The organism is Streptomyces sp. CA189, assembly GCF_056428985.1.
This window is the reverse complement of record NZ_JBWJVM010000007.1, coordinates 64,747-90,938: the sequence shown is the minus strand read 5'-3', so window position 1 is coordinate 90,938 and position 26,192 is coordinate 64,747. Positions and strand designations below refer to the sequence as shown.

Below are 26,192 nucleotides of genomic sequence, written 5' to 3'. Positions count from 1 at the left end.
GCCCCTCCCCTGCTGTCCGTCAGCCCGTGAACTTCACGTCCGTGATGGCTTGCTTGAACCCCGCCGTGCTGTACGTGTCGGCGCCCGCTTGCGGCATCGCCGTGATCCAGACGACGACGTAGCGCGTGGTGACCGGTGCGTCGGTGGTCACCTTGAGCGTGCTGTCCGACGTGGTGCCGGTCGCGATCCTCTTCAAGGACCCGAACGGAGTCGACGAGGACAGGGAGTTGGCCGCGTACAGCGTGGCGGTCGTGTGGTTGCCGGCGTACTTCAGCGCTATCGAAGCGCCGTTGACCGCCTGCTCGGAGCCGAGATCGTAGACGATGCCGAGGCCGGCTTTGAAGTCCGTCTTCATCTCGGGGCCGTCGCGATAGCTCTTGGTGCGCCAGTAGGTCGTGGCGTCCCCGTCGAAGGTGTTCTTGACGTTGTCGGCGTCCTGGGAGTTGCCATCGGGGTAGTACTCGTGGGCGGCCTTGATGGAGAGGAGCGTGGGCTCCTTCTTCTCCGGGGTGTCGTCGGCCTTCTCGTGCGTGGTCTGGCTGCCGCTGGTGCTGCCCTGGTTGTTCCGGTTGAGCAGGGCGTCGGCGAGCTGCCAGCTGCCCAGTCCGAGGGCGGCGATCAGCAGGGCCGCGACGCCCCACTTGAGGACCCGGCCGGTACGGCTCTGCAGGGGTGGCGGTGGCGGGACGACGGTGAGGACCTGTGCGGTGGGCATGCCCGAGCCCTGGGGCCTGCCGTAGCTGCCCTGCTGGTACGTGGTGTGCTGGTACTCCGGAGGAGCTGTGAACGTGGGCTCCGGCGGCCGGATGCGGGGCATCGCGGCCACGGCCTTGGAGAGCTCTTCCGGGGTGGTGCAGGCGGGTTCCTGCCGCGAGGCGGTGGCCCCGTCGTTGGCGAGGGCGCGCATGGCCAGCTCGCCCAGACCCCGGTGCACACCCGCGCGGACCTGGTCGGGGGCGACGAGGCCGACGCCCTTGGGCAGGCCGGTGAGACCGTAGGCGTCGTTCTCGTACGGCCACCGCTGGGTCAGCGAGGCGTACAGGAGGGCGCCGATGGCCTCGGTGTCCGAGCGCTGCGGGGTCTCGCTGGTGATGCCGCGCAGGGCGGCGTTCACGGCGAGGCCGCGGATGCGGTACTGGCCCGTGGAGGTGCGCAGTATCGCGCTGGGGGTCAGTCGCAGGTGCGCCAGGCCCTCGCGGTGCGCGGCGGCCATCGCCTGGGAGACCTGGCTGACGAGCTGGTACGCCTCGTGCGGCTCCATGGGGCCCGCGGCGAGGACGGCGGTGAGCTCCGTGGCGTCGGGGAGCCACTCGTGGACGACGTAGACGAGGTCGTTCTCCTCCACGGCGTCGAGGACCTGCACGAACCGGGGGTCGCCGAGCAGGGCGGAGGAGCGGGCGGCGGCCAGGACGGCGCGGGCCCGTGCGTGGTCTGCGGGCAGCAGGTGCACGCCGACGGCCCGGCGCAGCTTCTCGTCCATCGCACGCCAGCTGCTGAATCCGTCCAGACGGGTGACGCACTCTTCGAGCCGGTAGCGTCTGGCCAGCTTGTGGCCGCTGTGCAGCTCGGGTGCGGCAGCTGGTGCCGGGTTCCTGAGGTCGCCGTCCTTCTCGGGCATGGTTCCGTCCGCGGCTTGTCCGTTCTGGGTGTCCACCCCGTCGGCCGTGGCCTGGGCCGTCTCCGCGGCCAGCGGCTCGTCGCCGCCGTTGTCGGCCACGTCGACGGCAGCCGTGCTACGTTCCGCCACCGTCGTCCCCGCCTCCCCATCCGTTGCGCGCTGTCGGCCAGTCTGCGAAGCCATGCCAATTGTGCCCACAGTCCACCGATCTGCACGACACGCCAGAGACGGGGATGGTTGTACGCATCAGCGTCCCAGGCGTCCGCGGACCATTCCGACCATGGCGTTGAGTTCTTCGATGCGCATCCGCCTGGCGGCGACGAGGAACACCGCCGCCAGGGCGATGCCGCCGGCCACCAGGGCGGTGAGGGAACCGAGGGCTCCGTCGCCGATGAAGTGCAGGACGGCGTAGGCGACGGCGCCGGCCACGGCGGCCGCGGGGACGCAGGCGCCGATGAGCCGGGTGTAGGTGCGCATCACGTGCGCCCCGTCGAGGTCGCCGCCGAGGCGGGTGCGCAGTCGGCGCCAGGCGACACCGACGCCCACGGCGTAGCCGAGCCCGTAGGCGGCGGCCATGCCGACGACGGCCCAGCGGGCGGGGAGCACGAAGAAGGCGACGGTGGACATGCCCGCGTTGACGGCGGCCACGATGACCGTGTTGTAGAAGGGCGTCCGGGTGTCCTCGTAGGCGTAGAAGCCGCGCAGGACCACGTACTGGACGGAGTACGGGATCAGTCCGAGGCCGAAGGCCATCAGGATGAAACCGATGTTCTGGGCGCTCCCCGTGCCGGAACCGGCGTAGAGCAGGCCGGCCATCGGGACGCCGAGGGCGAGGAAGGCGAAGGCGCAGGGCACGATCGCGACGGCCGAGGTGCGCAGTCCGTAGGAGATGTCGTCACGGACGGCGGCGGCGTCGCCGTCGTGGGCGGACCGGGAGATGCGCGGCAGGACGGCGGTCATGACGGAGACGGTGATGATGGCCTGCGGCATCTGCCAGAGCAGCAGGGCGTAGTTGTAGCCGGTGATGCCGGTACCGCCGTGGCCCTGCTTGTCGGCCACCTCGCCGGCCCAGGTGGCGAGCTGCGTGACGACGATGAGGCCGAGCTGGTTGGCGAGGACGAAGAAGAACGTCCACTTGGCCAGGCCGGCGGCCTTGCCGAGGCCGTGGCCCTTCCAGTCGAAGCGCAGGCGCGGCTTGAAGCCTGCGTCGCGCAGGTAGGGAAGCATCGCCAGGGACTGGACGACGAGGCCGAGCAGGGTGCCCAGGCCCAGGAGTCGGACCCCCTCGGGGGTGATGCCCGCCTCGGTGACGCCCGTGGTGGTGAATCCGCCGAAGGCCCAGATGAAGGCGCCGAAGGTGGCGATGACGACGATGTTGTTGAGGACCGGGGTCCACATCATGGCGCCGAACCGGCCGCGGGCGTTGAGGATCTGACCGAGGACCACGTGCACACCCATGAAGAACATGGTGGGCAGGCAGTAGTGGGCGAAGGCGACGGCGACGTCCAGCCGTTGCGGGTCGTCGGCGATCTTCTGCGACATCATCCCGATGAACAGCGGGGCCGCGAGGACGCAGACCACGGTGACGGCGCCCAGCAGCACCATGACGAGGGTCAGCAGCCGGTTGGCGTACGCCTCTCCCCCGTCCTCGTCGTTCTTCATCGCGCGCACGAGCTGCGGGATGAAGACGGCGTTGAGGGCGCCGCCGCCGACCAGGACGTAGATCATCGTCGGCAGGGTGTTGGCGACCTGGTAGCTGTCGTTGAGGGTGGCGACGCCGATCGCCCCGGCGATCACCAGGGTCCGCATGAAGCCGGTGATGCGGGAGACGATCGTGCCGGCGGCCATCAGGGCGCTGGACTTGAGCAGGCTGGAGGCGCGTCCGGCGGGCTTGCTCGGTGCCGGGGCGGCTACGGGCGCGTCCTCGGCGGGGGTGCGGGGTGCCGCGTCCTGGTCCCGGTAGAGGTGCGCGAAGGCGTCGGGACGGGGGTCCTGGTCGGCGGCCTTGGTCACGAGGGAGTCCACACCGACGAACTGCGTGGTCGTGGCGTGGTCGCCGTAGGGCAGGTGCCGGGACGGGCCGTCCGGCTCGGGCGGCGGGGTCTGGGCCCAGACCCGCGGGTCCGGGGCGTACGAGGGGGCCGGCGGGGCCGCGTAGAGCGGACCGGGCTCCTGGAAGGTGCCGGGTGGGGGCGGTGGGTGCGAGGCCCGGTCGTACAGGACCTCCGCCACCGGGTCCTGCGCGGAGAGGTCCTGCGCCCGGTACGGGTCGTAGGCGTAGGCGTCCTGGACATAAGGGTCGTGGTCCGGCGCGGGCGCGGGCGCGGGAACCTGTCCCGGCACCGGGGCACCGGGGGCAGTGCTCTGGGAGGGCGCGTGCCCGCCAGTGCCCTGCGCGCGGTCACCTTCGTACGGCGCGTTCATCGAAACCCCACCTCATCGTCCCCAGGCCGACCGGCCACGGCATCGCTCAACGGTCCACTGTCTCACCCGTGCCGGACGGGTCCGCGCTTTGCGGTCCGGTGTCCGGGGACTCGTCACTCTGCTGCGTACTCTCCTCGGCGGCGGCGCGTGCCGCGACGCGCTTGCGGCTCGCGTACATCTTGATGCCGGCCAATACGAGGAGGAGGACACCGCCCGCGATGACGAGCATGACGGTCGGGGTCACTTCGGTGGCTTCTACGGTGAACTTGCGGGCCTTCCCGTAGGGCACGCCGTCGGTGGTGAACAGCTGGGCCGTCACCTCGACCGGGCCGCTGGCGGTGGCGTTGGCGGGGAACTTCACGGTCTGGCTGTGCCCGCCCTGGACCGCGACTTCCTGCTGGGCCTCCCCGCTGTCGCCGAACATCAGCCGGGTCGGGTTGGCGGACCGCACCCGGAGGACCAGGTTGTGGGTGTCCTGGACGAGGCTGTTCTGGACGCTGACCGGGATGGTCGCGCTGTGCCCGGAGAGCGTCGCGTCGGACTTGGGGATGATCTTGACCTTCTCGGTGAGCCGGATCAGGTACCGCTGCACCTGGTCCCTGTAGTCCCACGCCGCGTCGGGGCGGCCGCGCCAGGAGGCGGACATCTCCCGGTTGGTGGTGTTGCCGAAGGGGATCTCGACGCGGTCGGGCGCGGTAAGGATCACCTTGAAGTGGTCGAGGGTGGTCTCGGTGGTACGGATCTTCTCGAAGGCGGAGACCGGGAGTTCCTGCTTGCTCAGGGCCCCGGGGTACTGGCCGGCTCCCGGGACCTGGGTGGCGGCGCGGGGGTCGGGAGTCGCGGCGGCCGCCGCTTCCAGGTCCACGGGCTGGCTCCAGCGGCCCGGCTGCAGACCCCGGATGGCGGCGGCCATCGTCTGCGCCTGGCTGGCGCTGGGCATCCGCTGCGGAGCGACGACGAAGCTGCGCTGGTTGTCAGTCTTCTGCAGGTTCAGGGCGAGGGTCTGGGCGAGGAACTGCTGCACGGCGAGGGTGGAGCTCCCGGAGCGGAGCATGTCGCCCTGGAAGGCGGTGGAGAGATCGGCGTCGGCGACGACGGCCGTGGTGCCCGCGCCGATGGGCCGCGCGGCCGACGGGGTGTAGCCGAGCGCCCCGGTCTCCTGGAGGCTGTCGCTGCGGGTGAGGACGTTGTGGGCACCGGCCGACGTGGCGACGTTGACGATCGACGGGTCGATCGCCCCGTCCACGGGCCAGGAGAAGTCGGTGGTCGCCGGGACGTGCAGGACCGTCTCGACGGCCTGCTTCGCCTTGTCGGTGGCCGGCCGAAGCTGTCCCAGGGCGCCGGAGACGTCCTTGCCCCGGTGGGCGAGCGAGGCGATGTCCGGATCCGCGAAGGGCAGCGCGACGACCTTCTTGCCCTGGACGGCGGCTTCCAGCGAGTTCAGCCACTGCTCGGCGATGGCCTTGTTCTTGCCCGGGACGGTCTTGCCGTCGGGGGTGCGGACCCGGTAGCCCTTGGTCATGGCGTCGACGGTGTAGAGCAGATCCGGGTCGATGACCCAGGTGATGGGAAGGTCCTTGCCGAGGGTGACCATCTGTTCCAGGCGGCCGCCCGGCCTCAGCTCCTCGGCGAGGCTGTCGTCGAGGAAGACGGGGGTCTGCAGCTCGTCCGAGCCGGTTTCCGAGGTCAGGTGCGTGGTGGAGATCAACGGCCACACGTAGGCCAGCTGGGAGCGCTTGGCGGCGGCCTCCGGCTGCCAGGGCAGGAAGGTCCGCCGGATGCCGAGGACCTGCTCGTACTGGCGGCTCGGCGTCTCCCCGGACAGGGAGACGCCGAGCTGGTAGACGCCGTCCTCGTCCAGGTCCAGCTTGTTCACCGGAACCTTGAGCGTGAACGGCTGGCTGACCTTCGAGGGCAGTGAATCGATCTTCACGGCGAACTCGGCGCCGACCTCCGCCGGGTCGGTGCCCGCCCGGAATCCGCCGCGCTCCGCGGCCTCGGCGATGGAGCTGCGGTCCCCAAGCGCCGGTCCGACCCGCAGACCCACGTGTGCGTCGGTGATCTTCTCGCGGCCGTTGTTGATCACGGTGCCCGAGATGGTGAGGGTGTCGCCCTTCACCGGGGCGCTCGGCGCGAAGCCGTCGAGCTGGACGTCGACGGTGGCGGCCGCCGAGTCGGCGGCCTGGGCTTCGGGGGCGTGCGAGTAGACCAGGCCGGCGAGTACCGGCGTCCCGGCGAGCAGGACGACCGCGCGCCTCAGCCAGCGCCGCCGGGCAGGAGCGAGGGGCGCCCCCTGGATGTCTGCCGCCTCGGCCAACGCGCTCGCCCGTCCCTCGAAGTGTCAGTGGTCGTCGTTTGTGCGTCCACGCATGGTAACGAGGCCCGCTGTGCGCGAGTGCCGCGCCTTGCTCCACATGATCGGGTCCGCCCCGGAGCGGCCGCGGGCCGGGGTGGCCGCAAAACACGGGAGCTCCCGGCGGGCCGGGCACGTACCCTTTTCTGTTGTGCCGAACGCCAACGAAGACAACCCCAGTGTCCTGAATCACGGGCAGGCCCGCGCAGTGAGTGAACTGCTGCGGATCGCCCCTGTCGCCGACGAGCTCGGCCGCCGTTTCCAAGAGGCGGGATTCCGCCTCGCCCTGGTCGGCGGGTCCGTCCGCGACGCGCTGCTCGGGCGCCTCGGCAACGATCTCGACTTCACCACCGACGCCCGTCCCGAGGACGTTCTCAAGATCGTCAGGCCGTGGGCCGACTCGGTCTGGGACGTCGGCATCGCCTTCGGAACGGTCGGTGCGCAGAAAGAAGCCCGAGTCGGAGACGCTGATCGAAGCTTCCAGATCGAGGTGACCACGTACCGCTCGGAGTCCTACGACCGGACCTCGCGCAAGCCCGAGGTGGCCTACGGCGACTCGATCGAGGAAGACCTCGTCCGCCGGGACTTCACGGTGAACGCGATGGCCGTCGCGCTGCCCGAGAAGGAGTTCGTGGACCCGTACGGTGGCCTGGAGGACCTCCGGGCCGGCGTGCTGCGCACCCCGGGCGCTGCCGAGGACTCCTTCTCCGACGACCCGCTCCGGATGCTGCGGGCGGCGCGGTTCGCGGCCCAGCTCGACTTCGAGGTCGCCCCGGACGTGGTGGCGGCGATGACGGAGATGTCCGGCCGCATCGAGATCGTCTCGGCCGAGCGGATCCAGGGCGAGCTGAACAAGCTCGTGCTGTCCGCGAACCCGCGCAAGGGACTGGGCCTCCTCGTGGACACGGGGCTGGCCGAGCACGTGCTGCCCGAGCTGCCGGCGCTGCGTCTGGAGAGCGATGAGCACCACCGGCACAAGGACGTCTACGACCACTCGCTGATCGTGCTGGAGCAGGCGATCGCACTGGAGCAGGACGGCCCGGACCTGGTGCTGCGGCTCGCGGCCCTGCTGCACGACATCGGCAAGCCCCGGACCCGCCGGTTCGAGAGCGACGGACGGGTCTCCTTCCACCACCACGAGATGGTGGGCGCGAAGATGACCAAGAAGCGCATGACCGCGCTCAAGTACTCCAACGACATGGTCAAGGACGTGTCCCGGCTGGTGGAGCTGCACCTGCGCTTCCACGGCTACGGGGACGGGGAGTGGACCGACTCGGCCGTGCGGCGCTACGTCCGTGACGCGGGTCCGCTGCTGGACCGCCTGCACAAGCTGACCCGTTCCGACTGCACCACGCGCAACAAGCGCAAGGCGAGCGCGCTCTCCCGCACCTACGACGGGCTGGAGGAGCGCATCGCCCAGCTGCAGGAGAGGGAGGAGCTGGACGCGATCCGGCCCGACCTCGACGGCAACGAGATCATGCGGGTGCTCGAGGTGAGCCCCGGTCCGGTGATCGGCAAGGCCTACGCGTTCCTGCTGGAACTGCGGCTGGAGAACGGTCCCATGGAGCACGACGCGGCGGTCGCCGCCCTCAAGGAGTGGTGGGCCGCACAGGCCTGAGGGACTGAGCGGGGCGATGTTTCACGTGAAACATCGGGGCGGAGAGCCGGTCGTACGGCGGTCAGGGCGATGTTTCACGTGAAACATCGCCCTGACGCATGAGGAGTGCCGCGGTCGCCGCGTAGAGCATCGTCACCCCGAGGATCAAGGGGACGGAGTGCCCGTCGAGGGGGAGCACGAGAGTGGCCACTCCGGCGGCGCCGACGAAGGCGGCGTTGAAGAGCACGTCGTAGACGGAGAAGACGCGGCCGCGGAACGCGTCGTCCACCTGGGACTGCACGACGGTGTCGGTGGAGATCTTGGCGCCCTGGGTGGCCAGGCCCAGCACGAAGGCGGCTGCCAGCATCGGTCCGGGCGCGAAGAACAGGCCGAGCCCCGGCACGAGCACCGCGGCGCCGGCGGCGCAGAGGGTGATGGAGCCGAGAGCGCCCAGCCGGCCCACCATCCAGGGGGTGATGACGGCGGCCGCGAAGAACCCGGCCCCGGACACGCCGACCGTGACGCCCAGCAGGGCCAGCCCGTCGGCCTCGTTGTCCGACCAGGAGTAGCGGCAGAGCATGAGCAGCGTGACGAACAGGGCCCCGTAGCAGAACCGCATGACGGTCATGGCGGTGAGCGCCCGGGCCGCCTCGCGCCGGGAGGCCAGGTGCCGCAGACCCTCGGCCAGGCCCCGCACGGTGAGGGCGACCCCCTGGCCGACCGTCGGGTTGATCCGGCCGGGAGGGTGGTCGGGCCCGAGGAGGTCCAGTGCCAGGCGCAGCGAGACCAGGGCCGCGCACAGGTAGAGGCCGGCTCCGAGGAGCACGACCAGGGCGTCGGAGTCGTCGGCCAGTACGCGGACGAGGAAGGCCAGGCCCCCGCCTGCGACGGCGGCGAGCGTTCCCGCGGTGGGTGAGAGGGCGTTCGCGGTGACCAGTTGGCCGGGTGCTACGACCCGCGGCAGGGAGGCGGCGAGCCCGGCCAGGACGAAGCGGTTGACCGCGGTCACGGACAGGGCCGAGGCGTAGAAGAGCCAGTCGGGGACGTGCGCGACGATCAGCATGCCGGTGACACAGGCGAGGAAGGCCCGCAGGAGGTTGCCGTAGAGGAACACCTGGCGGCGGCGCCAGCGGTCCAGCAGGACGCCCGCGAAGGGGCCGATCACCGAATAGGGCAGCAGGAGTACCGCCATGGCCGAGGCGATGGCAGCGGGAGAGGCCTGCTTCTCCGGGGAGAAGACGACGTAGGCGGCCAGTGCGACCTGGTAGACCCCGTCGGCGGCCTGGGAGAGCAGCCGTACGGCGAGCAGGTTGCGGAAGTCCCGCAGACGCAGGAGTACGCGCAGATCACGTACGACAGCCATGAGGGAAAGGGTCACACACGCGGAGGGTCCCCGGGCACATTGCCCGGGGACCCTCCGCGGAAGAACTGCCGAAGTCCAGGTGTCCTCACGGACGCCGGGGTTCGACTAGCGCTCGACCTCGCCCTTGATGAACTTCTCGACGTTCGCGTAGGCCTCGTCGTCGAAGTACTGCACCGGCGGGGACTTCATGAAGTAGCTCGAAGCCGACAGGATCGGGCCACCGATGCCGCGGTCCTTGGCGATCTTCGCGGCGCGCAGGGCGTCGATGATGACACCGGCGGAGTTCGGGGAGTCCCACACCTCGAGCTTGTACTCGAGGTTCAGCGGGACGTCGCCGAACGCGCGGCCTTCGAGGCGGACGTAGGCCCACTTGCGGTCGTCGAGCCACGCCACGTAGTCGGACGGGCCGATGTGGACGTTCTTCTCGCCGAGCTCGCGGTCGGGGATCTGCGAGGTGACGGCCTGCGTCTTGGAGATCTTCTTCGACTCGAGGCGGTCGCGCTCCAGCATGTTCTTGAAGTCCATGTTGCCGCCGACGTTGAGCTGCATGGTGCGCTCAAGACGGACACCGCGGTCCTCGAACAGCTTCGCCATCACGCGGTGCGTGATGGTGGCGCCGACCTGCGACTTGATGTCGTCGCCGACGATCGGGACACCGGCCTCGGTGAACTTGTCGGCCCACTCCTTGGTGCCGGCGATGAAGACCGGGAGGGCGTTGACGAAGGCGACCTTGGCGTCGATGGCGCACTGGGCGTAGAACTTCGCCGCAGCCTCGGAACCGACCGGCAGGTAGCAGATCAGGACGTCGACCTGGCGGTCCAGAAGGGTCTGGACGATGTCGACCGGGGTCTCGGCCGACTCCTCGATGGTCTCGCGGTAGTACTTACCGAGACCGTCCAGGGTGTGGCCGCGCTGAACGGTCACACCCGCGCTCGGGACGTCGCAGATCTTGATGGTGTTGTTCTCGCTGGCGCCGATGGCGTCCGAAAGGTCGAGGCCGACCTTCTTCGCGTCGACGTCGAACGCGGCGACGAACTCGATGTCGCTCACGTGGTAGTCGCCGAACTGGACGTGCATCAGACCGGGGACCTTGGCCGCCGGGTCGGCGTCCTTGTAGTACTCGACGCCCTGCACCAGCGAGGCGGCGCAGTTGCCTACGCCGACGATGGCTACGCGAACCGAACCCATTCCGGTTGCTCCCTGTTTGTTCTCGGACGAGGCCTGCGAGATGCAGGCCTCACTTTGCAGTTTCGTCGGACGGACCGGGTCGTCTCTGATCCCGTCCCGCCCGCTCACTCTCGATGAGCTCGTTCAGCCAGCGCACTTCGCGCTCCACGGATTCCATGCCGTGGCGTTGCAGCTCGAGCGTGTAGTCGTCGAGCCGCTCGCGTGTGCGGGCGAGCGAGGCGCTCATCTTCTCCAGGCGCTCCTCAAGGCGGCTGCGACGGCCCTCAAGCACCCGCATGCGCACTTCTCGTTCGGTTTGACCGAAGAAGGCGAAGCGGGCGGCGAAGGACTCGTCCTCCCAGGCCTCGGGGCCCGTGTGGGAGAGGAGCTCCTCGAAGTGCTCCTTACCTGCTGCCGTCAACCGGTAGACGATCTTGGCGCGGCGCCCTGCGAGTGAAGCGGCGAGAGCGTCCTCCGGGGCGTTGCCCGGCTCTTCGATCAGCCATCCGTTGGTGACGAGCGTCTTGAGGCAGGGGTAGAGCGTCCCGTAGCTGAACGCCCTGAACACTCCCAGTGAGGTGTTGAGCCGCTTGCGCAGCTCGTAACCGTGCATGGGGGATTCGCGGAGCAGGCCGAGAACAGCGAACTCGAGAATGCCTGAGCGCCTGCTCATCCGCCTGCCCTTCCTCCGCCTCGGAGTCTTTATGTCGAGCTGATGTATCGGCTCGATACATCCAGACGATAGAACGGGTGGCCGCCCGCTACAAGTGGCGACACGGTGACCGGCGTCACATCACCGATTTGCGCGAGGCAAGTTGCCTGATTTGGGGTGACCTTCGGCAGTGATTGGCTTTTGGGCGTGCGTAGTCTGTGCGCCATGACACCGGGGGGACCGGAACTCACCTGCCGCTTCCAGGCCACTCGCCTGCCCGAGGAGTAGTCGTTCGATGAGCGAGCACCGCCGCAAACCGCAACAGCCCCAGGGCGGCGGCCGCGCCGCCGCCCGCAAGGCTGCCCAGCAGCGCCCCGTCAGGGGCGCCGGGTCCGGGCGTGACGTCCCCACCGCGTCACCCAGCGGCCCGTATTCCCAGCAGCCGGGTCACGGCAGCCGATCGGACGCCCGGAGATCCGCCGGCCGCGGCTCGGCGGGCCGGGGCCGGGGTGCCACCGCGGGCGCCGGCCGGCCCAAGCGGTTCATCAACTACCCGCGGGGCGAAAAGGTCGGCTGGAAGCGCTTCGTCCCGTCCTGGAAGCTCGTCGGCGGCACGGCCCTGGGCTTCTTCGCGATCATCACGGCGGGCGCCGGCATCGGCATCGCTTCGGTGAACACACCCGACGTGAACAAGACGGCCGAGGCGCAGAACAACGTCTTCTACTGGGCTGACGGCACCCAGATGGTCGCGACCGGCGGCTCCGTCAACCGCCAGATCGTCCCCATCGGGAAGATCCCCCGGTCCATGCAGAACGCCGTGATCGCGGCGGAGAACGAGTCCTTCGAGTCGGACAAGGGAGTCGACCCGATGGGCATCGCCCGCGCCGTGTGGAACATGGCCAAGGGCGAATCCACCCAGGGCGGCTCGACGATCACCCAGCAGTTCGTGAAGAACCAGTACCTGGACGCGGACCAGACGCTCAAGCGAAAGGTCACCGAGCTCTTCATCTCGATAAAGCTCGGTGTCAACGAGGAGAAGAACGAGATCCTCGCGGGCTACCTGAACACCGCTTACTACGGTCGCGACGCCTACGGGATCCAGGCGGCCGCGCGCGCCTACTTCGGCAAGGACTGCGAACACCTGACGCCCTCCGAGAGCGCCTTCCTCGCCGCCGTGCTCAAGGGGCCCAACCTCTACAACCCCGACGGCGGCATCGGCTCCGCGGCCACTCCCGAACAGAACAGGGACCGGGCCGAGAAGCGCTGGGCCTGGGTCCTGGACCGCGAGGTCAAGGTCGGACGCATGGAGCAGGCGGAGCGGGACAAGTTCAGAGCCTTCCCCACCTTTGTCGATTCCGCGCAGGCCGCCGGCATGTCCGGGCAGATCGGCTACCTGGTCGATACCGCCAACCTGTACCTGACGAAGACCAAGGGCCTCAAGGTCGAGGACCTGGCCAAGGGCGGCTACCGGATCCACACCACCTTCGACAAGAAGAAGGTGGAGGCACTGGTCAAGGCCGTCGAGGGGACCCGCGACGGGATGCTCGACGAGAAGAAGCGGCCCGAGACGGACACCTTCGTCCAGTTCGGCGCGGCCTCGGTGGACGTCAAGACCGGCGCCCTCGTGGCCATGTACGGCGGTCCCGGCATCGACAAGAAGCACTTCAACAACAACGCCAACACCTCGGGTGTCCAGGTCGGCTCGACCTGGAAGCCGTTCGTGCTGGCGGCGGCCATGCAGTACGGAACCCAGAACTCGGACGGCGCGGGGATCTCGGCCGAGAGCAAGTACCAGGCGAACGACCTCACGGTGATCAACAACCGTGCGGGGCAGCCGCTGCGCGACGGCTCCGGCAAGCCGTTCCGGCAGAAGAACGAGAGCCCGACCGCCTACGGCTACGTGACCCTGGACGAGGCGATGGAGAAGTCCATCAACGTCCCCTTCGCCCAGCTCGTCTTCGACGTCGGCCACAGCAAGGTGAAGGCGGTCGCGGAGGCGACCGGCATCCTGCCGGAGTCCTTCGACCCGAACGACAACGCCTCCTTCGCGCTGGGCACCTCGACCCCCAGCGCCATCCGGATGGCCGACTCCTACGCCACGTTCGCCGCCTCCGGCGTCCACCACGACCCGTACTCGGTGAGCAAGGTCCAGAAGAACGGCCGGGACCTGCCCGACTTCGGGCCCCCCAAGGCCCAGCAGGCCATGGACAACTCGATCGCGGACAGCATCACCAAGGTCCTGCGCAACGTCGTCGAGAACGGCACCGGCACGAAGGCCAAGAAGCTCGGCCGGCCGGCCGCGGGCAAGACCGGTACCACCGACAAGAACATGTCGGCCTGGTTCGTCGGCTACACGCCCGAGCTGTCCACCTCCGTGGCCCTGTTCCGCTCGGACCCGAGCGCGAAGAAGAAGGAACTGATCTCGATGAGGGGCGTGGCCGGCATCCCCTCCCTGCACGGTGGTGACATCCCGGCCGAGATCTGGACCAAGTACATGAAGGAGGCGCTGGACGGCGTCCCGGAGTCGGACTTCCCGGAGCCCGACGAGCGCGGTGTCGTCGCGGACGCCTCCGGCGCTCCTTCGCCCTCCCCCTCCGTGGCCCCCTCCCCCTCGCCGTCTCCGTCGAACTCGCCTTCCCCGAGCCCGTCGCCCAGCCCGAGCCCTTCGCGCAGCTCCGGCAAGCCGACCTGCAAGCCGTGGGCGATCTGCGACCCGGACCCCAGCCCCAGTGCGTCCCGGTCGCCCTCGCCGTCGCCCAGCAAGTCGCGTGACAGGCCGAGCGGCGGTGGCGGAGACTTCCCGATAGGGGGCTCCATGGGGGGCTGACCGGACCCCCACGACTCGGCCGGAGAGGGCCGTCGCACCCAGTGCGGCGGCCCTCTCGCATGTTCGGCGTCGTACGGCAGGATGTGCGCATGACGAAGGTGCACGAGGACAGCCCCGTACTGCCCACCCAGCATGACGAGGTGGCCGCCGCGGGGAGCGAGTTCATCGGCGGCCCGATGGGCCGCTACGCCCGGCTGGGCGGCCACTGGCTGACCCCGGTACGGGTCGTCGTGCTCGTCGCCCTGGGGATGTTCGCGCTGGGCATGGTGCAGAAGCTGCCCTGCTACGACTGGGCGTGGTTCCGCGGGGCCGGCTCCCAGTACACCCACGCCTGCTACTCGGACATCCCGCACCTCTACGTCGTACGCGGCTTCGCCGACGGCCTCATCCCGTACTTCGACCGGATCCCCGGCGACATGCAGTTCCTGGAGTACCCGGTGCTCACCGGGCTCTTCATGGAGGTCGCCTCCTGGATGACCCCCGGCAGCGGCTCCATGCAGCACCGGGAGCAGATGTACTGGATGGTCAACGCGGGCATGCTGATGGTCTGCGCCGCCGTGATCGCCGTGTGCGTGGCCCGCACCCACCGCCGCCGGCCGTGGGACGCGCTGCTCTTCGCCCTCGCGCCCGCCTTCGCGCTCACCGCGACCATCAACTGGGACCTGCTGGCCATCGCCCTGACCGCCGCCGCGATGCTCATGTGGTCGCGGGGCCGGGCCCGGTCCTTCGGCATCCTGATCGGCCTGGCCACCGCGGCCAAGCTCTATCCCGTCCTGCTGCTCGGGGCCGTGTTCGTGCTCTGCTGGCGGGCCGGGAAGTGGCGGGCCTTCGGCGAGGCGGTCGGCGGCGCCCTGGTCGCCTGGCTCGTGGTGAACCTGCCGGTCATGCTCTTCGCCTGGGAGGGCTGGCAGAAGTTCTACACCTTCAGCCAGGAGCGGCCCATCGACTTCGGATCCGTGTGGCTGCTGATCTCCCAGCGTTCCGGGAACCCCCTCGAAGGCGCCAACACCTATGCGACGGGCCTGACGCTGCTGCTGTGCGCGGGCGTCGCACTGCTCACGCTCACCGCGCCCCGCCGCCCCCGCTTCGCGCAACTGGCCTTCCTGCTGGTGGCCGCCTTCATCCTGGTCAACAAGGTCTACTCGCCCCAGTACGTGCTCTGGCTCATCCCGCTCGCCGCGCTGGCCCGGCCGCGCTGGCGGGACTTCCTGATCTGGCAGGCCGGCGAGGTCGCCTACTTCCTGGGGATCTGGTTCTACCTCGCCTACACGACCAGCGGGGACAAGCACCAGGGCCTGCCGCTGGAGGGCTACCAGGTGGCGATCGCGGCCCACCTGCTGTGCACGCTCTACCTGTGCGCGGTGGTCGTACGCGACATCCTGCTGCCCGAGCGGGACGTGGTGCGGCGCGACGGCTCGGACGACCCCTCCGGCGGGGTCCTGGACGGTGCGGCGGACGTCTTCACGCTCCCGCGGACGCCGAAGGCGCCGCAGGAAGCGGAGCCTTCGGAGGGTCAGCGGGTGGACTGGGGCGCGCGCCCCGGGGAGTGACTCAGGCGTCGAGCACCCGGTCGAACTGCGTGGTGGTGTGGCGCAGGTGCGCCACCAGCTCGTCGCCGACCTTCGGCTCGGGCGAGTCCGACGGCACGAACAGGATGGACACCTGCATGTGCGGCGGCTCGGCGAACCAGCGCTGCTTGCCCGCCCACACGAACGGCGACAGGTTCCGGTTGACGGTGGCCAGTCCGGCGCGGGCCACGCCCTTGGCGCGCGGCATCACCCCGTGCAGGGCCTTGGGGGCCTCCAGGCCGACTCCGTGGGAGGTGCCGCCGGCGACGACGACCAGCCAGCCGTCGGAGGCGGCCTTCTGCTGCCGGTAGCCGAACCGGTCGCCCTTGGCGACGCGGGTGACGTCGAGCACCGCACCGCGGTACTCGGTCGCCTCGTGGTCGCCCAGCCACAGCCGGGTGCCGATGCGGGCCCGGAAGCGCGTCTGCGGGAACTGCTGTTGCAGCCGCACCAGCTCCGACGCCTTCAGGTGGCTGACGAACATCGTGTGCAGCGGCAGCCGGGCCGCGCGCAGCCGGTCCATCCAGCCGATGACCTCCTCGACGGCGTCCGAGCCGTCCGGGCGGTCCAGCGGCAGGTGCAGGGCGAAGCCCTCCAGCCGGACGTCTTCGATCGCCGAGTGCAACTGGCCGAGGTCCTGCTCGGAGATCCCGTGCCGGCGCATCGAGCTCATGCACTCGATGACCACACGGGCGCCGACCAGGCCGCGCACCCCGTCCAGTGAGGACACCGAGCGGATGACCCGGTCAGGCAGCGGGACCGGCTCCTCACCGCGCCGGAACGGGGTGAGGACGAGCAGGTCACCGCCGAACCAGTCCTTGATGCTGGCGGCCTCGTACGTGGTGCCGACAGCGAGGACGTCGGCACCCATCCGGGTCGCCTCCTCGCAGAGCCGCTCGTGACCGAAGCCGTAGCCGTTGCCCTTGCAGACGGGGATCATCCCGGGGAACTGGTCCTGGATCTGCTTCTGGTGCGCACGCCAGCGCGCGGTGTCGACGTAGAGCGTGAGCGCCATGCCCGTCCGGAGCCTCTCTCGAAAAGCTGCGTGGTGCAGCGGTGCGGTGTGTGTGGATGGGGCGGGTCAGCGACGCGACATGTAGATGTCGAGCGCCTTGTGCAGCAGCTTGTTGAGCGGGAAGTCCCACTCGCCGACGTACTCGACGGCCTCGCCGCCCGTGCCGACCTTGAACTGGATCAGCCCGAACAGGTGGTCGTTCTCGTCCAGGGTGTCACTGATGCCGCGCAGGTCGTAGACGCTTGCGCCGAGCGCGTAGGAGTCGCGCAGCATGCGCCACTGCATCGCGTTCGAGGGACGGACCTCGCGCTTGTGGTTGGCGGAGGCGCCGTACGAGTACCAGACGTGCTGGCCGACGGTGAGCATCGTGGCGGCGGCCAGCGGCTCCCCATCGTGCTTGGCGATGTACAGCCGCATCCGGTTGGGGTCCTCGGCGTTGAGGGCCTTCCACTGGCGCTGGAAGTAGCTGAGGGGACGCGGGCGGAACTTGTCGCGCTCGGCCGTCACCTCGTACAGCTGCTGCCAGGTCGGCAGGTCCTCGTAACCGCCCTGGACGACCTCGACGCCGGCCTTCTCGGCCTTCTTGATGTTGCGGCGCCACAGCTGGTTGAAGCCCTTGAGGACATCGTCCAGCGAGCGGTTGGCCAGCGGTACCTGGAAGACGTAGCGGGGCTGTACGTCGCCGAAGCCGGCACCGCCGTCCTCGGCCTGCTGCCAGCCCATCCGGCGCAGCTTGTCGGAGACTTCGAAGGCGCGGGGCTCGATGACGGAGGCCTCCACGTCGCGCAGGCGCTTGACCTCCGGGTCCTGGATCCCGGCCTTGATGGCGGTCGAGTTCCAGCGGCGGATGACGACGGGCGGGCCCATCTTCACGGTGAAGGCGCCCTGCTGCTTGAGGTGCGCCAGCATCGGCTGGAGCCACTCGTCGAGGTTGGGGGCGTACCAGTTGATGACCGGGCCCTCGGGGAGGTACGCGAGGTACCGCTTCACCTTGGGGAGCTGTCGGTACAACACGAGTGCGGCGCCGACGAGTTCGCCGGACTGGTCGAACCATCCGAGGTTCTCGGAACGCCACTCGTTCTTCACGTCGGCCCACGCCGGGACCTGGCAGTGGCTAGCCGAGGGCAGGCTCTGGAGGTAGCCCAGGTGCTGCTCTCGGCTGATGGTCCTCAGGGACAGGCTCATGCGGGGCGTCTCCTCGGCGGCTTCGCTGGCTATGGCGCGAAGCCTACTGCGACGGGGGCGCCACCCATCTGGGGGACAGGCCGGGCCTGGGCCGGTGGGAGGCCGGCGCCCCGTCGCGGAGGCACCCGGTCAGCCCAGCCAGCCGCCGAAGAGACCGCCGTGCGCCATGCCGAGGAAGAAGCCGATGGCCGCGGCTCCGAGGCCGATGATCAGTGCTGTGCGTTCGCGTGTCGTGGCGGAGATGAACTGGCCGTAGAGGCCGGTGACGATCCCGATCAGCCCGGTCCACGAGCTGAGCAGGTGCAGGTTGTGGAAGAAGGCCGTGACGAACGCCACGGCGCCGAGGACCAGGGTGACCGCCACGAGGGTGTCCTGGAGCGGATGGGGCTTGCCGTCGGTCGCGAAGAGCGAGATGGGGGACTGAGATCGCATTGCCTGTGCCATCGGAAGGCACCTCCTGGCTGCAGCAGAGCGGTGCTGCGGGGCCGCCTCCGGCAGGAGCAGGGGGCCTAGCACCGAGCACACCCGATGCATACAGATTGTGGCCTCCTTGCGCCGGATTTCAACCGGAAGGAGTCGAGGAGGTAGTCTGTACAGCTGCGCGGTGTCTGCTCTGCAGATGCCGTGCGCACGCATCACGACCCTCCTGCCACGGAACGACCGTGGCCGCTGAGTCCAAAGGAGGTGGGTTCCACATGCGTCACTACGAAGTGATGGTCATCCTCGACCCCGATCTCGAGGAGCGCGCTGTCTCCCCGCTGATCGAGAACTTCCTTTCTGTCGTCCGTGAGGGCAACGGAAAGGTCGAGAAGGTCGACACCTGGGGCCGTCGTCGTCTCGCTTACGAGATCAAGAAGAAGCCCGAGGGCATCTACTCGGTCATCGACCTCCAGGCCGAGCCTGCGGTCGTCAAGGAGCTTGACCGACAGCTGAACCTGAACGAGTCGGTTCTCCGGACCAAGGTCCTTCGCCCCGAGACCCACTGAACTTCGGTTCAGCGGTAATCGGGACCGAGTAGCACAGCAGCCCAGCAGCAATCCCCGCCGAGAGGTTCATCCATGGCAGGCGAGACCGTCATCACGGTCGTCGGCAATCTCGTCGACGACCCCGAGCTGCGCTTCACCCCCTCGGGTGCGGCGGTCGCGAAGTTCCGTGTCGCGTCCACTCCCCGCACCTTCGACAAGCAGACCAATGAGTGGAAGGACGGCGAAAGCCTGTTCCTGACCTGCTCGGTCTGGCGCCAGGCGGCTGAGAACGTCGCCGAGTCCCTTCAGCGGGGCATGCGTGTCATCGTGCAGGGCCGGCTGAAGCAGCGGTCGTACGAGGACCGTGAGGGTGTCAAGCGCACGGTCTACGAGCTGGACGTCGAGGAAGTCGGCCCCAGCCTGAAGAACGCTACGTCCAAGGTCACCAAGACCACCGGTCGTGGCGGCCAGGGTGGATACGGCGGCGGTGGCGGCGGTCAGCAGCAGGGCGGCGGCGGTGGCAACTGGGGCGGAGCCCCCAGTGGCGGCGCCCCCCAGGGCGGCGGAGCTCCCTCCGACGACCCCTGGGCGTCCAGTGCGCCGGCCGGCGGCCAGCAGCAGCAGGGCGGCGGCGGTGGCGGTTGGGGCGGAAGCTCCGGCGGCTCCGGCGGTGGCTACTCGGACGAGCCGCCCTTCTAGGGCAGCTCGCACCCCCACTTCTTGATTTCACAGGAGAGACACAATGGCGAAGCCGCCTGTGCGCAAGCCTAAGAAGAAGGTCTGCGCGTTCTGCAAGGACAAGACCGCGTACGTGGACTACAAGGACACGAACATGCTGCGGAAGTTCATTTCCGACCGTGGCAAGATCCGTGCCCGCCGCGTTACCGGCAACTGCACGCAGCACCAGCGTGACGTCGCCACGGCTGTCAAGAACAGCCGTGAGATGGCACTGCTGCCCTACACGTCCACCGCGCGATAAGGAAAGGGTGACCGAATAATGAAGATCATCCTGACCCACGAGGTCTCTGGCCTCGGCACCGCCGGCGATGTCGTCGACGTCAAGGACGGTTACGCTCGCAACTACCTGGTCCCGCGTGGTTTCGCGATCCGCTGGACCAAGGGTGGCGAGAAGGACGTGGCGCAGATCCGCCGCGCCCGCAAGATCCACGAGATCGCGACCATCGAGCAGGCCAACGAGTTCAAGGCCAAGCTCGAGAACGTCAAGGTCCGTCTGGCCACCCGCGCGGGTGACGCCGGTCGTCTCTTCGGTTCCGTCACGCCCTCCGACATCGCCACGGCGATCGAGGCGTCCGGTGGCCCGAAGGTCGACAAGCGCCGCGTCGAGCTGGGCTCCCCGATCAAGACCCTCGGTTCGTACCAGGTCTCCGTGCGTCTGCACGCTGACGTGGCCGCGACCGTGGGCATCGAGGTCGTCGCCGCCTAAGGGCTGCGCATGAAGGGCCGCACCCCGGTGGGGTGCGGCCCTTCTTCGTTGTTTCACGTGAAACACGGACTCGTTCCTCGGCCCTGTTTCACGTGAAACATCGCTCCAGGGCTGCCGCGGGCGGCTGGGGGTTACCGCGTGGCTCCGGCGACCAGCCAGCGGCCCGAGCGTGCGCGCCGCTGGAGGGTGACCATCCGGACCACCATCATCAGGGTCATGGCCCACCAGAGGGCCGTCAGCCCGCCGCCCAGGGCCGGTACGAGCAGGGCGGCCGGGGTGAAGACGGCGAGGGTCAGGAGCATGGCCCAGGCCAGGTAGCGGCCGTCGCCCGCGCCCATCAGGACACCGTCGAGGATGAAGACGATGCCGGAGACGGGCTGCGAGACGGCCACCACGAGGAGGGCCGGCAGCAGGGCGTCCTCGACGGCGGGGTCGCTCGTGAAGAGCGGGATGAACACCGGGCGGGCCGCGATCACGAGGAGGCCCAGGACGATGCCGGAAACGATCCCCCACTGCACCATGCGGCGACAGACGGCCTTGGCGCCCTCGGTGTCGCCCGCGCCGAGGTAGCGGCCGATGATGGCCTGCCCGGCGATCGCGATCGCGTCGAGCGCGAAGGCGAGCAGGCTCCACAGGGCGAGCAGGATCTGATGGGCGGCGATATCGGCGTCGCCGAGGCGTGCGGCCACGGCCGTCGCGATCAGCAGGACGGCCCGCAGGGACAGGGTGCGGACCAGCAGGGGCGCACCGGCCTGTGCGCAGGCCCGGATGCCCTCGGCGTCGGGGCGCAGGGAGGCGCCGTGCCGGCGGGCGCCGCGAACGACCACGATCAGGTAGGCGGCGGCCATGGCGCACTGGGCGATCACCGTGCCCCAGGCGGAGCCGGCGATGCCGAGTCCGGCCCCGTAGACGAGGGCGACGTTCAGGGCTCCGTTGAGGGCGAAGCCGCCGATCGCCACGTAGAGCGGGGTCCGGGTGTCCTGGAGGCCGCGGATGACACCGGTGGCGGCGAGCACCACGAGCATCGCGGGGATGCCGAGGGCGGAGATCCGCAGGTAGGTGATCGCGTAGGGCGCGACGGTGTCGGAGGCCCCGAAGAAGGAAACCAGGGCGGGCGCCGTGGGCAGTACGACGGCGACGACGGCCGCGCCGAGGAGCAGGGCGAGCCAGATGCCGTCCATGCCCTGCCGGATGGCGGCCTGGAGATCGCCCGCGCCGACGCGTCGGGCCACGGCCGCGGTGGTGGCGTAGGCGAGGAAGACGAAGATGCTCACGGCTGTGGTGAGCAGTGCGGCCGCGATGCCGAGACCGGCCAGCTGGGGTGTGCCGAGGTGGCCCACGATGGCGCTGTCGGCCATCACGAAGAGCGGTTCGGCGACGAGTGCGCCGAAGGCGGGGACGGCGAGTGCGAGGATCTCGCGGTCGTGCCGTCTCGGGGCAGCCTTCGGTGCGGTGGGGGCCTGTCTCATGTGCTCAACCTAATCTTCCACAGGTAATAGACGCAAGGGTGCTGGGAGTCTTACCGATGCGTTGATTCGAGCGTTCGTCCCACCTCGTTGGAGGCGATCTCGAGACAGTGGCGAAAAATTTTCTCCCCCACAGTCAGCGGGGGGAGAAACCCCAGGTCAGATCGGGTGTAAGGGTGGGTCGGGTGATTTTGTCCACAGCGCCGTCCCCCGGTCCGTGCACAGCTTCCGGGGAGTTACCCACAGCATTGGCGCCGTCATCCACACCTCATCCACACAGCCTGTGGATAACAAGATTGGCTGACGTCGCTCCCGGCCCTACCGTTGGTCGTTGTCCGACTCGCCGAGAGCCGATTCGGGTGCCCCAAATGTCAGAGCCGTGTCGTAGAAAGAGTGACACGGCAAGGTCCGCGTTGCGGACGGGAGGAGGCGGCCCGGTGAGCATGTCCGAGCCCATGGACGACCCCTGGGCCGACAGCGGTCCAGGTGACCGTCTGCCCGCCCGTCCGCGCCGCAACGGCGAAGGCCGTGGCCGCGGGGACGAACAGAGCGACCGAGGCCGTGAGGGCGGCTCCTGGGACGGCGGTGGCGGCGGCTTCGAGCGGGTCCCGCCCCAGGACCTCGACGCCGAGCAGTCCGTCCTGGGCGGCATGCTGCTGTCCAAGGACGCCATCGCCGACGTGGTGGAGGTGCTGAAGGGGCACGACTTCTACCGTCCGTCGCACGAGACGATCTACCAGGCCATCCTCGACCTGTACGCCAAGGGAGAGCCGGCCGACCCGATCACCGTCAGCGCCGAGCTGACCCGGCGCGGCGAGATCAGCAAGGTCGGCGGGGCCCCCTACCTGCACACCCTCGTCCAGTCCGTCCCCACGGCAGCGAACGCCGAGTACTACGCGGAGATCGTCCACGAGCGGGCGGTCCTGCGCCGGCTGGTCGCCGCCGGTACGAAGATCACGCAGATGGGTTACGCCGCCGACGGGGACGTCGACGAGATCGTCAACAGCGCCCAGGCCGAGATCTACGCCGTCACCGAGCAGCGGACCTCCGAGGACTACCTGCCGCTCGGCGACATCATGGAAGGCGCCCTCGACGAGATCGAGGCGATCGGTTCGCGCAGCGGTCAGATGTCGGGTGTCCCGACCGGCTTCACGGACCTGGACTCGCTGACCAACGGTCTGCACCCGGGCCAGATGATCGTCATCGCGGCCCGTCCCGCCATGGGAAAGTCCACCCTCGCGCTGGACTTTGCCCGTGCCTGCTCCATCAAGGCCAACCTGCCCAGCGTCATCTTCTCCCTCGAAATGGGGCGCAACGAGATCGCGATGCGCCTGCTCTCGGCGGAGGCCCGGGTGGCCCTGCACCACATGCGCTCCGGCACGATGACGGACGACGACTGGACCCGGCTGGCCCGCCGGATGCCGGACGTCTCCGCCGCCCCGCTGTACATCGACGACTCCCCGAACCTGTCGATGATGGAGATCCGGGCGAAGTGCCGCCGCCTCAAGCAGCGAAACGACCTGTCGCTCGTCGTCATCGACTACCTCCAGCTGATGCAGTCGGGCGGCTCGCGCCGGCCCGAGAGCCGCCAGCAGGAAGTCTCGGACATGTCCCGAAACCTCAAGCTCCTGGCGAAGGAGCTGGAGGTCCCCGTGATCGCGCTGTCCCAGCTGAACCGTGGTCCCGAGCAGCGCACCGACAAGAAGCCGATGGTCTCCGACCTGCGAGAGTCCGGCTCGATCGAGCAGGACGCCGACATGGTGATCCTGCTGCACCGCGAGGACGCGTACGAGAAGGAGTCCCCCCGCGCTGGTGAGGCGGACCTGATCGTGGCGAAGCACCGCAACGGCCCGACGGCCACCATCACCGTGGCCTTCCAGGGCCATTATTCGCGGTTCGTGGACATGGCCAACACGTAGCATCCGCACCATGGATGCCGCATTGGAAGATCTTGTCCTCCTGCCCGCGACCCGGCGGGCGCTCGGCCACCGGATCGCGGTCGCGCAGCGCGAAGGCCGGGCGCCGTCCCTGGTGGCGGCCGTGGTGCGGGGCGGAGAGGTGGTCTGGGAGGGGTCCCGGACCATGGTCGAGGGGCACGGTCCCGACGGAAACGTGCAGTACCGGATCGGGTCGATCACCAAGACGTTCACCGCCGTGCTGGTGATGCGGCTGCGGGACGAGGGCCTGTTGGAACTGGGCGACCCGGTCGAGAAGTTCCTTCCGGGTACGGGAGTCGGCGAGGTGACGGTGGGACAACTGCTGTCCCACACGTCCGGGCTGGCGGCGGAGACGCCCGGCGAGTGGTGGGAGCGGACGGCCGGCACGCTGCGGCCGGAGCTTGCGGACGTCCTGGGCGAGCGCCCCTTCCGCTTCGAGCCCGGACGCCGCCACCACTACTCCAACCCCGGCTACACGCTGCTCGGTTCGCTCGTCGAGGCCGTCCGCGCAAGGCCGTGGGAGGACGTGCTCCGCACCGAGGTGCTGGAGCCGCTGGGACTGGGGCGCACCACGGCGCAGCCGGTCGCCCCGCACGCCGGCGGCTGGGCGGTGCACCCGTGGGCGGACGTGATGATGCCGGAACCGCTGGAGGACCTCGGGCTCATGGCCCCGGCCGGCCAGCTGTGGTCCACCACCGGCGATCTGGCGAAGTTCGCCGCCTTCCTCGTACGGGGCGACGCGCGCGTGCTGAGCGCCGAGTCCGTCCGGGAGATGCGGACCTCGGCCACTCCCCCGGAGCCGGGCATCGCCGACCTCGGATACGGGCTCGGTGTGCAGCTGACGCTGAGCGGCGGGCGCAGGCTCGCGGGCCACAGCGGCTCGCTGCCGGGCTTCCTGGCCGGGCTGTGGCTGAGCGAGGCGGACGACGTGGCCGCGGTGGTGCTGGCCAACTGCACTTCGGGGCCGGCGGTTTCGACGCTGGCGGCCGAACTGGTGGGCATCGTCGCGGAGGCCGAGCCGCGGATTCCCGAGCCGTGGCGGCCGCTGCGGGAAGCCGATCCCGTCGCGCTGGAGCTGTGCGGCCCCTGGTACTGGGGCACCTCGGCCCAGGCCGTACGGCTGACCTACGACGGGTTCCTGGAGCTGGGCCCGGTGGGCGCGACCGGCCGGGCTGCCCGCTTCCGGCCGGAGTCGGACGGCAGCTGGACCGGACTGGGCGGCTACTACGCGGGTGAGTCGCTGCGGGCCGTGCGGCGGCCGGACGGATCGGTGAGCCACCTCGACCTGGCCTCGTTCGTGTTCACCCGGGAGCCCTACGACCCGAAGTCCCCGGTGCCCGGCGGGGTCGACCCGCAGGGCTGGCGGGGCATCGGCTAGCGCACTGCCGTCACCCCGCTACGAGTTCACGCTCGAGCGGGGTGCGGAAGCGCGGGGTGATCCGGGCCTCCCCCAGCCAAGCGGCGAGCCGGACGGCCTCGGCGGCGATGGCCTTCTCGGCTTCGCTGCCGGGGTCGCCCAGCAGCCGGTGGACGATCTCGCCGTCGCCGCGCTGGGCCCAGCCGCCGACGATCTCTCCGTTCCACCACACGGTGGGGCCGATGTTGCCGGAGCGGTCGAAGAGGGGTGGCCGGTGGGCGGGGTCGAGATGGAAGCCCCGGTCCACCCAGCCCATCGAGCTCGGGTCGAGGGCGGGAAGCAGGGTGGCCCAGGGCTCCTGCTCGGGTTCGGGCCCGGTGTCCCCGGGGCAGACGAGCGCGGTGGCGCCGTTCTCGAGCCGGACCTCGTCGGGGCCGACGGCCGCGAGGGCCTTGCGGACCTCGGTGAGGGTCCAGCCCGTCCACCACTTGAGGTCGGTCTCGGTCGCCGGACCGTAGGAGTGCAGCCACCGGCGGGCGATCTCTGCGCGGGCCTCGGTCGCGGGCACGGCGGGCCAGGGCTCGGTGTGGACCCAGCGGTACTGACTGGAGGTCCACGATCCCCGGGGCCGGTCCCGGCGGATCCGCCCGTCGGCGGCCAGGAGGCGGATGACACGGGTAGCGACACCGGTCTCGGTCTCGTACTTCTTGCCCCGGCCGTAGACGAACTTCCGGCGCAGGGCGGGGACGGCCGTGGAGAGCTGGCTGCCGGTGGAGGGGCCGTGGGCGTCGAGCGCGTCCAGCACGGCGCTCTCCACCTGGGCCAGCCAGTTCGCGTCGATGCCCTGACCGTCCTCGTCGAGGTGCTTGAGGAAGGTACGGCGCTCCTTCGCGGCGATGCCGCGGGCGGTGGAGGCGTCGACGTACGGGGCGAGCTCGGTGGAGACGGCGAAAAGGGTGTTGCGCATGCTGAGCAGCCGGACGAGGGTCACGTCCTCGTACAGGGCCCGCTCGATCGCGGCGGGCGCGCCTTCGCTCAGCCGGGCGCGGGCGGAGAGGAAGACGGTCGCGGCATCGGTGGCGTGCAGGGCGACGACGCAGTCCGCGGCCTCGGGCACGGTGGCGGCGTGTGCCGACGGGGCCAGGCGGTGCCTGCGTCCGAGGCGCCGGCGGCGCTCCGTGGTGCTGATGAGGGGAAGGCTGCTCATCCTCCCGATCGTAGGCCGGGCCGCCGACAGCGGCCCGGCCCACGGCC

20 protein-coding genes are annotated in these 26,192 nt (G+C 69.8%); 9 read left to right on the top strand and 11 right to left on the bottom strand.

Annotation, left to right across the window (positions count from 1 at the left end; translation table 11 throughout):
- Positions 1-19 precede the first annotated feature (19 nt).
- The 3 genes from AC061S_RS08230 to AC061S_RS08220 form a co-directional block, all read right to left on the bottom strand.
- Positions 20-1,747 (bottom strand): protein kinase family protein, encoded by a 1,728-nt coding sequence (locus AC061S_RS08230; RefSeq protein WP_478685180.1) that lies wholly within the window; start codon positions 1,745-1,747, stop codon positions 20-22.
- A gap of 117 nt (positions 1,748-1,864) precedes the next feature.
- Positions 1,865-4,042 (bottom strand): murein biosynthesis integral membrane protein MurJ, encoded by a 2,178-nt coding sequence (gene murJ / locus AC061S_RS08225; RefSeq protein ID WP_478685179.1) that lies wholly within the window; start codon positions 4,040-4,042, stop codon positions 1,865-1,867.
- 46 nt (positions 4,043-4,088) lie between these two features.
- On the bottom strand, positions 4,089-6,359 hold the full coding sequence (locus tag AC061S_RS08220) for a DUF6049 family protein (protein WP_478685178.1): 2,271 nt from the start codon (positions 6,357-6,359) through the stop codon (positions 4,089-4,091).
- Positions 6,360-6,546: 187 nt separating this feature from the next.
- Between AC061S_RS08220 and AC061S_RS08215 the strand changes: the two genes are divergently transcribed.
- A complete protein-coding gene (locus AC061S_RS08215) occupies positions 6,547-8,013 on the top strand; it encodes a CCA tRNA nucleotidyltransferase (protein ID WP_478685177.1) in 1,467 nt (488 codons plus the stop codon).
- A gap of 61 nt (positions 8,014-8,074) precedes the next feature.
- Here the strand turns inward: AC061S_RS08215 and AC061S_RS08210 are convergent, their stop codons facing one another.
- The 3 genes from AC061S_RS08210 to AC061S_RS08200 form a co-directional block, all read right to left on the bottom strand.
- Positions 8,075-9,355, bottom strand: coding sequence for an MFS transporter (locus tag AC061S_RS08210; RefSeq protein ID WP_478685176.1), 1,281 nt, complete (start codon positions 9,353-9,355; stop codon positions 8,075-8,077).
- Between the two features lie 105 nt (positions 9,356-9,460).
- Positions 9,461-10,543 (bottom strand): inositol-3-phosphate synthase, encoded by a 1,083-nt coding sequence (locus tag AC061S_RS08205; RefSeq protein WP_250738618.1) that lies wholly within the window; start codon positions 10,541-10,543, stop codon positions 9,461-9,463.
- Between the two features lie 49 nt (positions 10,544-10,592).
- On the bottom strand, positions 10,593-11,195 hold the full coding sequence (locus tag AC061S_RS08200) for a PadR family transcriptional regulator (RefSeq protein ID WP_478685175.1): 603 nt from the start codon (positions 11,193-11,195) through the stop codon (positions 10,593-10,595).
- Between the two features lie 274 nt (positions 11,196-11,469).
- On the opposite strand from AC061S_RS08200, the gene AC061S_RS08195 reads away from it, so the two are divergent.
- A complete protein-coding gene (locus AC061S_RS08195) occupies positions 11,470-14,001 on the top strand; it encodes a transglycosylase domain-containing protein (protein ID WP_478685174.1) in 2,532 nt (843 codons plus the stop codon).
- Between the two features lie 89 nt (positions 14,002-14,090).
- Positions 14,091-15,551: a glycosyltransferase family 87 protein gene (locus tag AC061S_RS08190; protein WP_478685173.1), complete on the top strand. Its 1,461-nt coding sequence runs from the start codon at positions 14,091-14,093 to the stop codon at positions 15,549-15,551.
- 1 nt (position 15,552) lies between these two features.
- Here AC061S_RS08190 and AC061S_RS08185 read toward each other — a convergent pair whose 3' ends face one another.
- From AC061S_RS08185 to AC061S_RS08175, 3 genes are all read right to left on the bottom strand, one after another.
- Entirely contained in the window at positions 15,553-16,584 is a 1,032-nt protein-coding gene (locus AC061S_RS08185) for an alanine racemase (protein WP_478685172.1), read from the bottom strand.
- Between the two features lie 66 nt (positions 16,585-16,650).
- The gene (locus AC061S_RS08180) at positions 16,651-17,769 is read right to left on the bottom strand and encodes a lipid II:glycine glycyltransferase FemX (RefSeq protein WP_478685171.1); all 1,119 of its coding nucleotides are present in this window, start codon (positions 17,767-17,769) and stop codon (positions 16,651-16,653) included.
- 129 nt (positions 17,770-17,898) lie between these two features.
- Positions 17,899-18,213 carry a hypothetical protein gene (locus tag AC061S_RS08175; protein ID WP_478685170.1) on the bottom strand — a complete coding sequence of 105 codons (315 nt, stop codon included), beginning with the start codon at positions 18,211-18,213 and terminating at the stop codon, positions 17,899-17,901.
- Between the two features lie 251 nt (positions 18,214-18,464).
- On the opposite strand from AC061S_RS08175, the gene rpsF reads away from it, so the two are divergent.
- From rpsF to rplI, 4 genes are all read left to right on the top strand, one after another.
- Positions 18,465-18,755 (top strand): 30S ribosomal protein S6, encoded by a 291-nt coding sequence (gene rpsF, locus AC061S_RS08170; RefSeq protein WP_015034882.1) that lies wholly within the window; start codon positions 18,465-18,467, stop codon positions 18,753-18,755.
- A gap of 72 nt (positions 18,756-18,827) precedes the next feature.
- Positions 18,828-19,433: a single-stranded DNA-binding protein gene (locus AC061S_RS08165; protein WP_327253815.1), complete on the top strand. Its 606-nt coding sequence runs from the start codon at positions 18,828-18,830 to the stop codon at positions 19,431-19,433.
- A gap of 43 nt (positions 19,434-19,476) precedes the next feature.
- Positions 19,477-19,713, top strand: a complete 237-nt coding sequence (gene rpsR, locus AC061S_RS08160; protein WP_005315025.1) for a 30S ribosomal protein S18 — start codon at positions 19,477-19,479, stop codon at positions 19,711-19,713.
- Between the two features lie 18 nt (positions 19,714-19,731).
- Entirely contained in the window at positions 19,732-20,178 is a 447-nt protein-coding gene (rplI, locus tag AC061S_RS08155) for a 50S ribosomal protein L9 (protein ID WP_243331152.1), read from the top strand.
- A gap of 131 nt (positions 20,179-20,309) precedes the next feature.
- On the opposite strand, the gene AC061S_RS08150 is transcribed toward rplI, so the two are convergent.
- On the bottom strand, positions 20,310-21,647 hold the full coding sequence (locus AC061S_RS08150) for an MATE family efflux transporter (RefSeq protein WP_478685169.1): 1,338 nt from the start codon (positions 21,645-21,647) through the stop codon (positions 20,310-20,312).
- A gap of 452 nt (positions 21,648-22,099) precedes the next feature.
- Between AC061S_RS08150 and dnaB the strand changes: the two genes are divergently transcribed.
- The gene (gene dnaB, locus AC061S_RS08145) at positions 22,100-23,563 is read left to right on the top strand and encodes a replicative DNA helicase (RefSeq protein ID WP_478685283.1); all 1,464 of its coding nucleotides are present in this window, start codon (positions 22,100-22,102) and stop codon (positions 23,561-23,563) included.
- A 10-nt stretch (positions 23,564-23,573) separates the two neighbouring features.
- A complete protein-coding gene (locus AC061S_RS08140; RefSeq protein ID WP_478685168.1) occupies positions 23,574-24,959 on the top strand; it encodes a serine hydrolase domain-containing protein in 1,386 nt (461 codons plus the stop codon).
- A gap of 10 nt (positions 24,960-24,969) precedes the next feature.
- On the opposite strand, the gene AC061S_RS08135 is transcribed toward AC061S_RS08140, so the two are convergent.
- Positions 24,970-26,145, bottom strand: a complete 1,176-nt coding sequence (locus AC061S_RS08135) for a winged helix DNA-binding domain-containing protein (RefSeq protein ID WP_478685167.1) — start codon at positions 26,143-26,145, stop codon at positions 24,970-24,972.
- Positions 26,146-26,192 lie beyond the last annotated feature (47 nt).

Bases quoted from the DNA above. Each gene is read 5' to 3' on its own strand.
- AC061S_RS08165 (WP_327253815.1), top strand. From the start codon at position 18,828: ATGGCAGGCGAGACCGTCATCACGGTCGTCGGCAATCTCGTCGACGAC.
- AC061S_RS08135 (WP_478685167.1), bottom strand. From the start codon at position 26,145: ATGAGCAGCCTTCCCCTCATCAGCACCACGGAGCGCCGCCGGCGCCTC.
- AC061S_RS08210 (WP_478685176.1), bottom strand. From the start codon at position 9,355: ATGGCTGTCGTACGTGATCTGCGCGTACTCCTGCGTCTGCGGGACTTC.
- AC061S_RS08205 (WP_250738618.1), bottom strand. From the start codon at position 10,543: ATGGGTTCGGTTCGCGTAGCCATCGTCGGCGTAGGCAACTGCGCCGCC.
- AC061S_RS08140 (WP_478685168.1), top strand. From the start codon at position 23,574: ATGGATGCCGCATTGGAAGATCTTGTCCTCCTGCCCGCGACCCGGCGG.
- murJ (WP_478685179.1), bottom strand. From the start codon at position 4,042: ATGAACGCGCCGTACGAAGGTGACCGCGCGCAGGGCACTGGCGGGCAC.
- AC061S_RS08195 (WP_478685174.1), top strand. From the start codon at position 11,470: ATGAGCGAGCACCGCCGCAAACCGCAACAGCCCCAGGGCGGCGGCCGC.
- AC061S_RS08200 (WP_478685175.1), bottom strand. From the start codon at position 11,195: ATGAGCAGGCGCTCAGGCATTCTCGAGTTCGCTGTTCTCGGCCTGCTC.
- AC061S_RS08180 (WP_478685171.1), bottom strand. From the start codon at position 17,769: ATGAGCCTGTCCCTGAGGACCATCAGCCGAGAGCAGCACCTGGGCTAC.
- rplI (WP_243331152.1), top strand. From the start codon at position 19,732: ATGAAGATCATCCTGACCCACGAGGTCTCTGGCCTCGGCACCGCCGGC.
- AC061S_RS08175 (WP_478685170.1), bottom strand. From the start codon at position 18,213: ATGGCACAGGCAATGCGATCTCAGTCCCCCATCTCGCTCTTCGCGACC.
- AC061S_RS08150 (WP_478685169.1), bottom strand. From the start codon at position 21,647: ATGAGACAGGCCCCCACCGCACCGAAGGCTGCCCCGAGACGGCACGAC.
- rpsF (WP_015034882.1), top strand. From the start codon at position 18,465: ATGCGTCACTACGAAGTGATGGTCATCCTCGACCCCGATCTCGAGGAG.
- rpsR (WP_005315025.1), top strand. From the start codon at position 19,477: ATGGCGAAGCCGCCTGTGCGCAAGCCTAAGAAGAAGGTCTGCGCGTTC.
- dnaB (WP_478685283.1), top strand. From the start codon at position 22,100: ATGGACGACCCCTGGGCCGACAGCGGTCCAGGTGACCGTCTGCCCGCC.
- AC061S_RS08185 (WP_478685172.1), bottom strand. From the start codon at position 16,584: ATGGCGCTCACGCTCTACGTCGACACCGCGCGCTGGCGTGCGCACCAG.
- AC061S_RS08190 (WP_478685173.1), top strand. From the start codon at position 14,091: ATGACGAAGGTGCACGAGGACAGCCCCGTACTGCCCACCCAGCATGAC.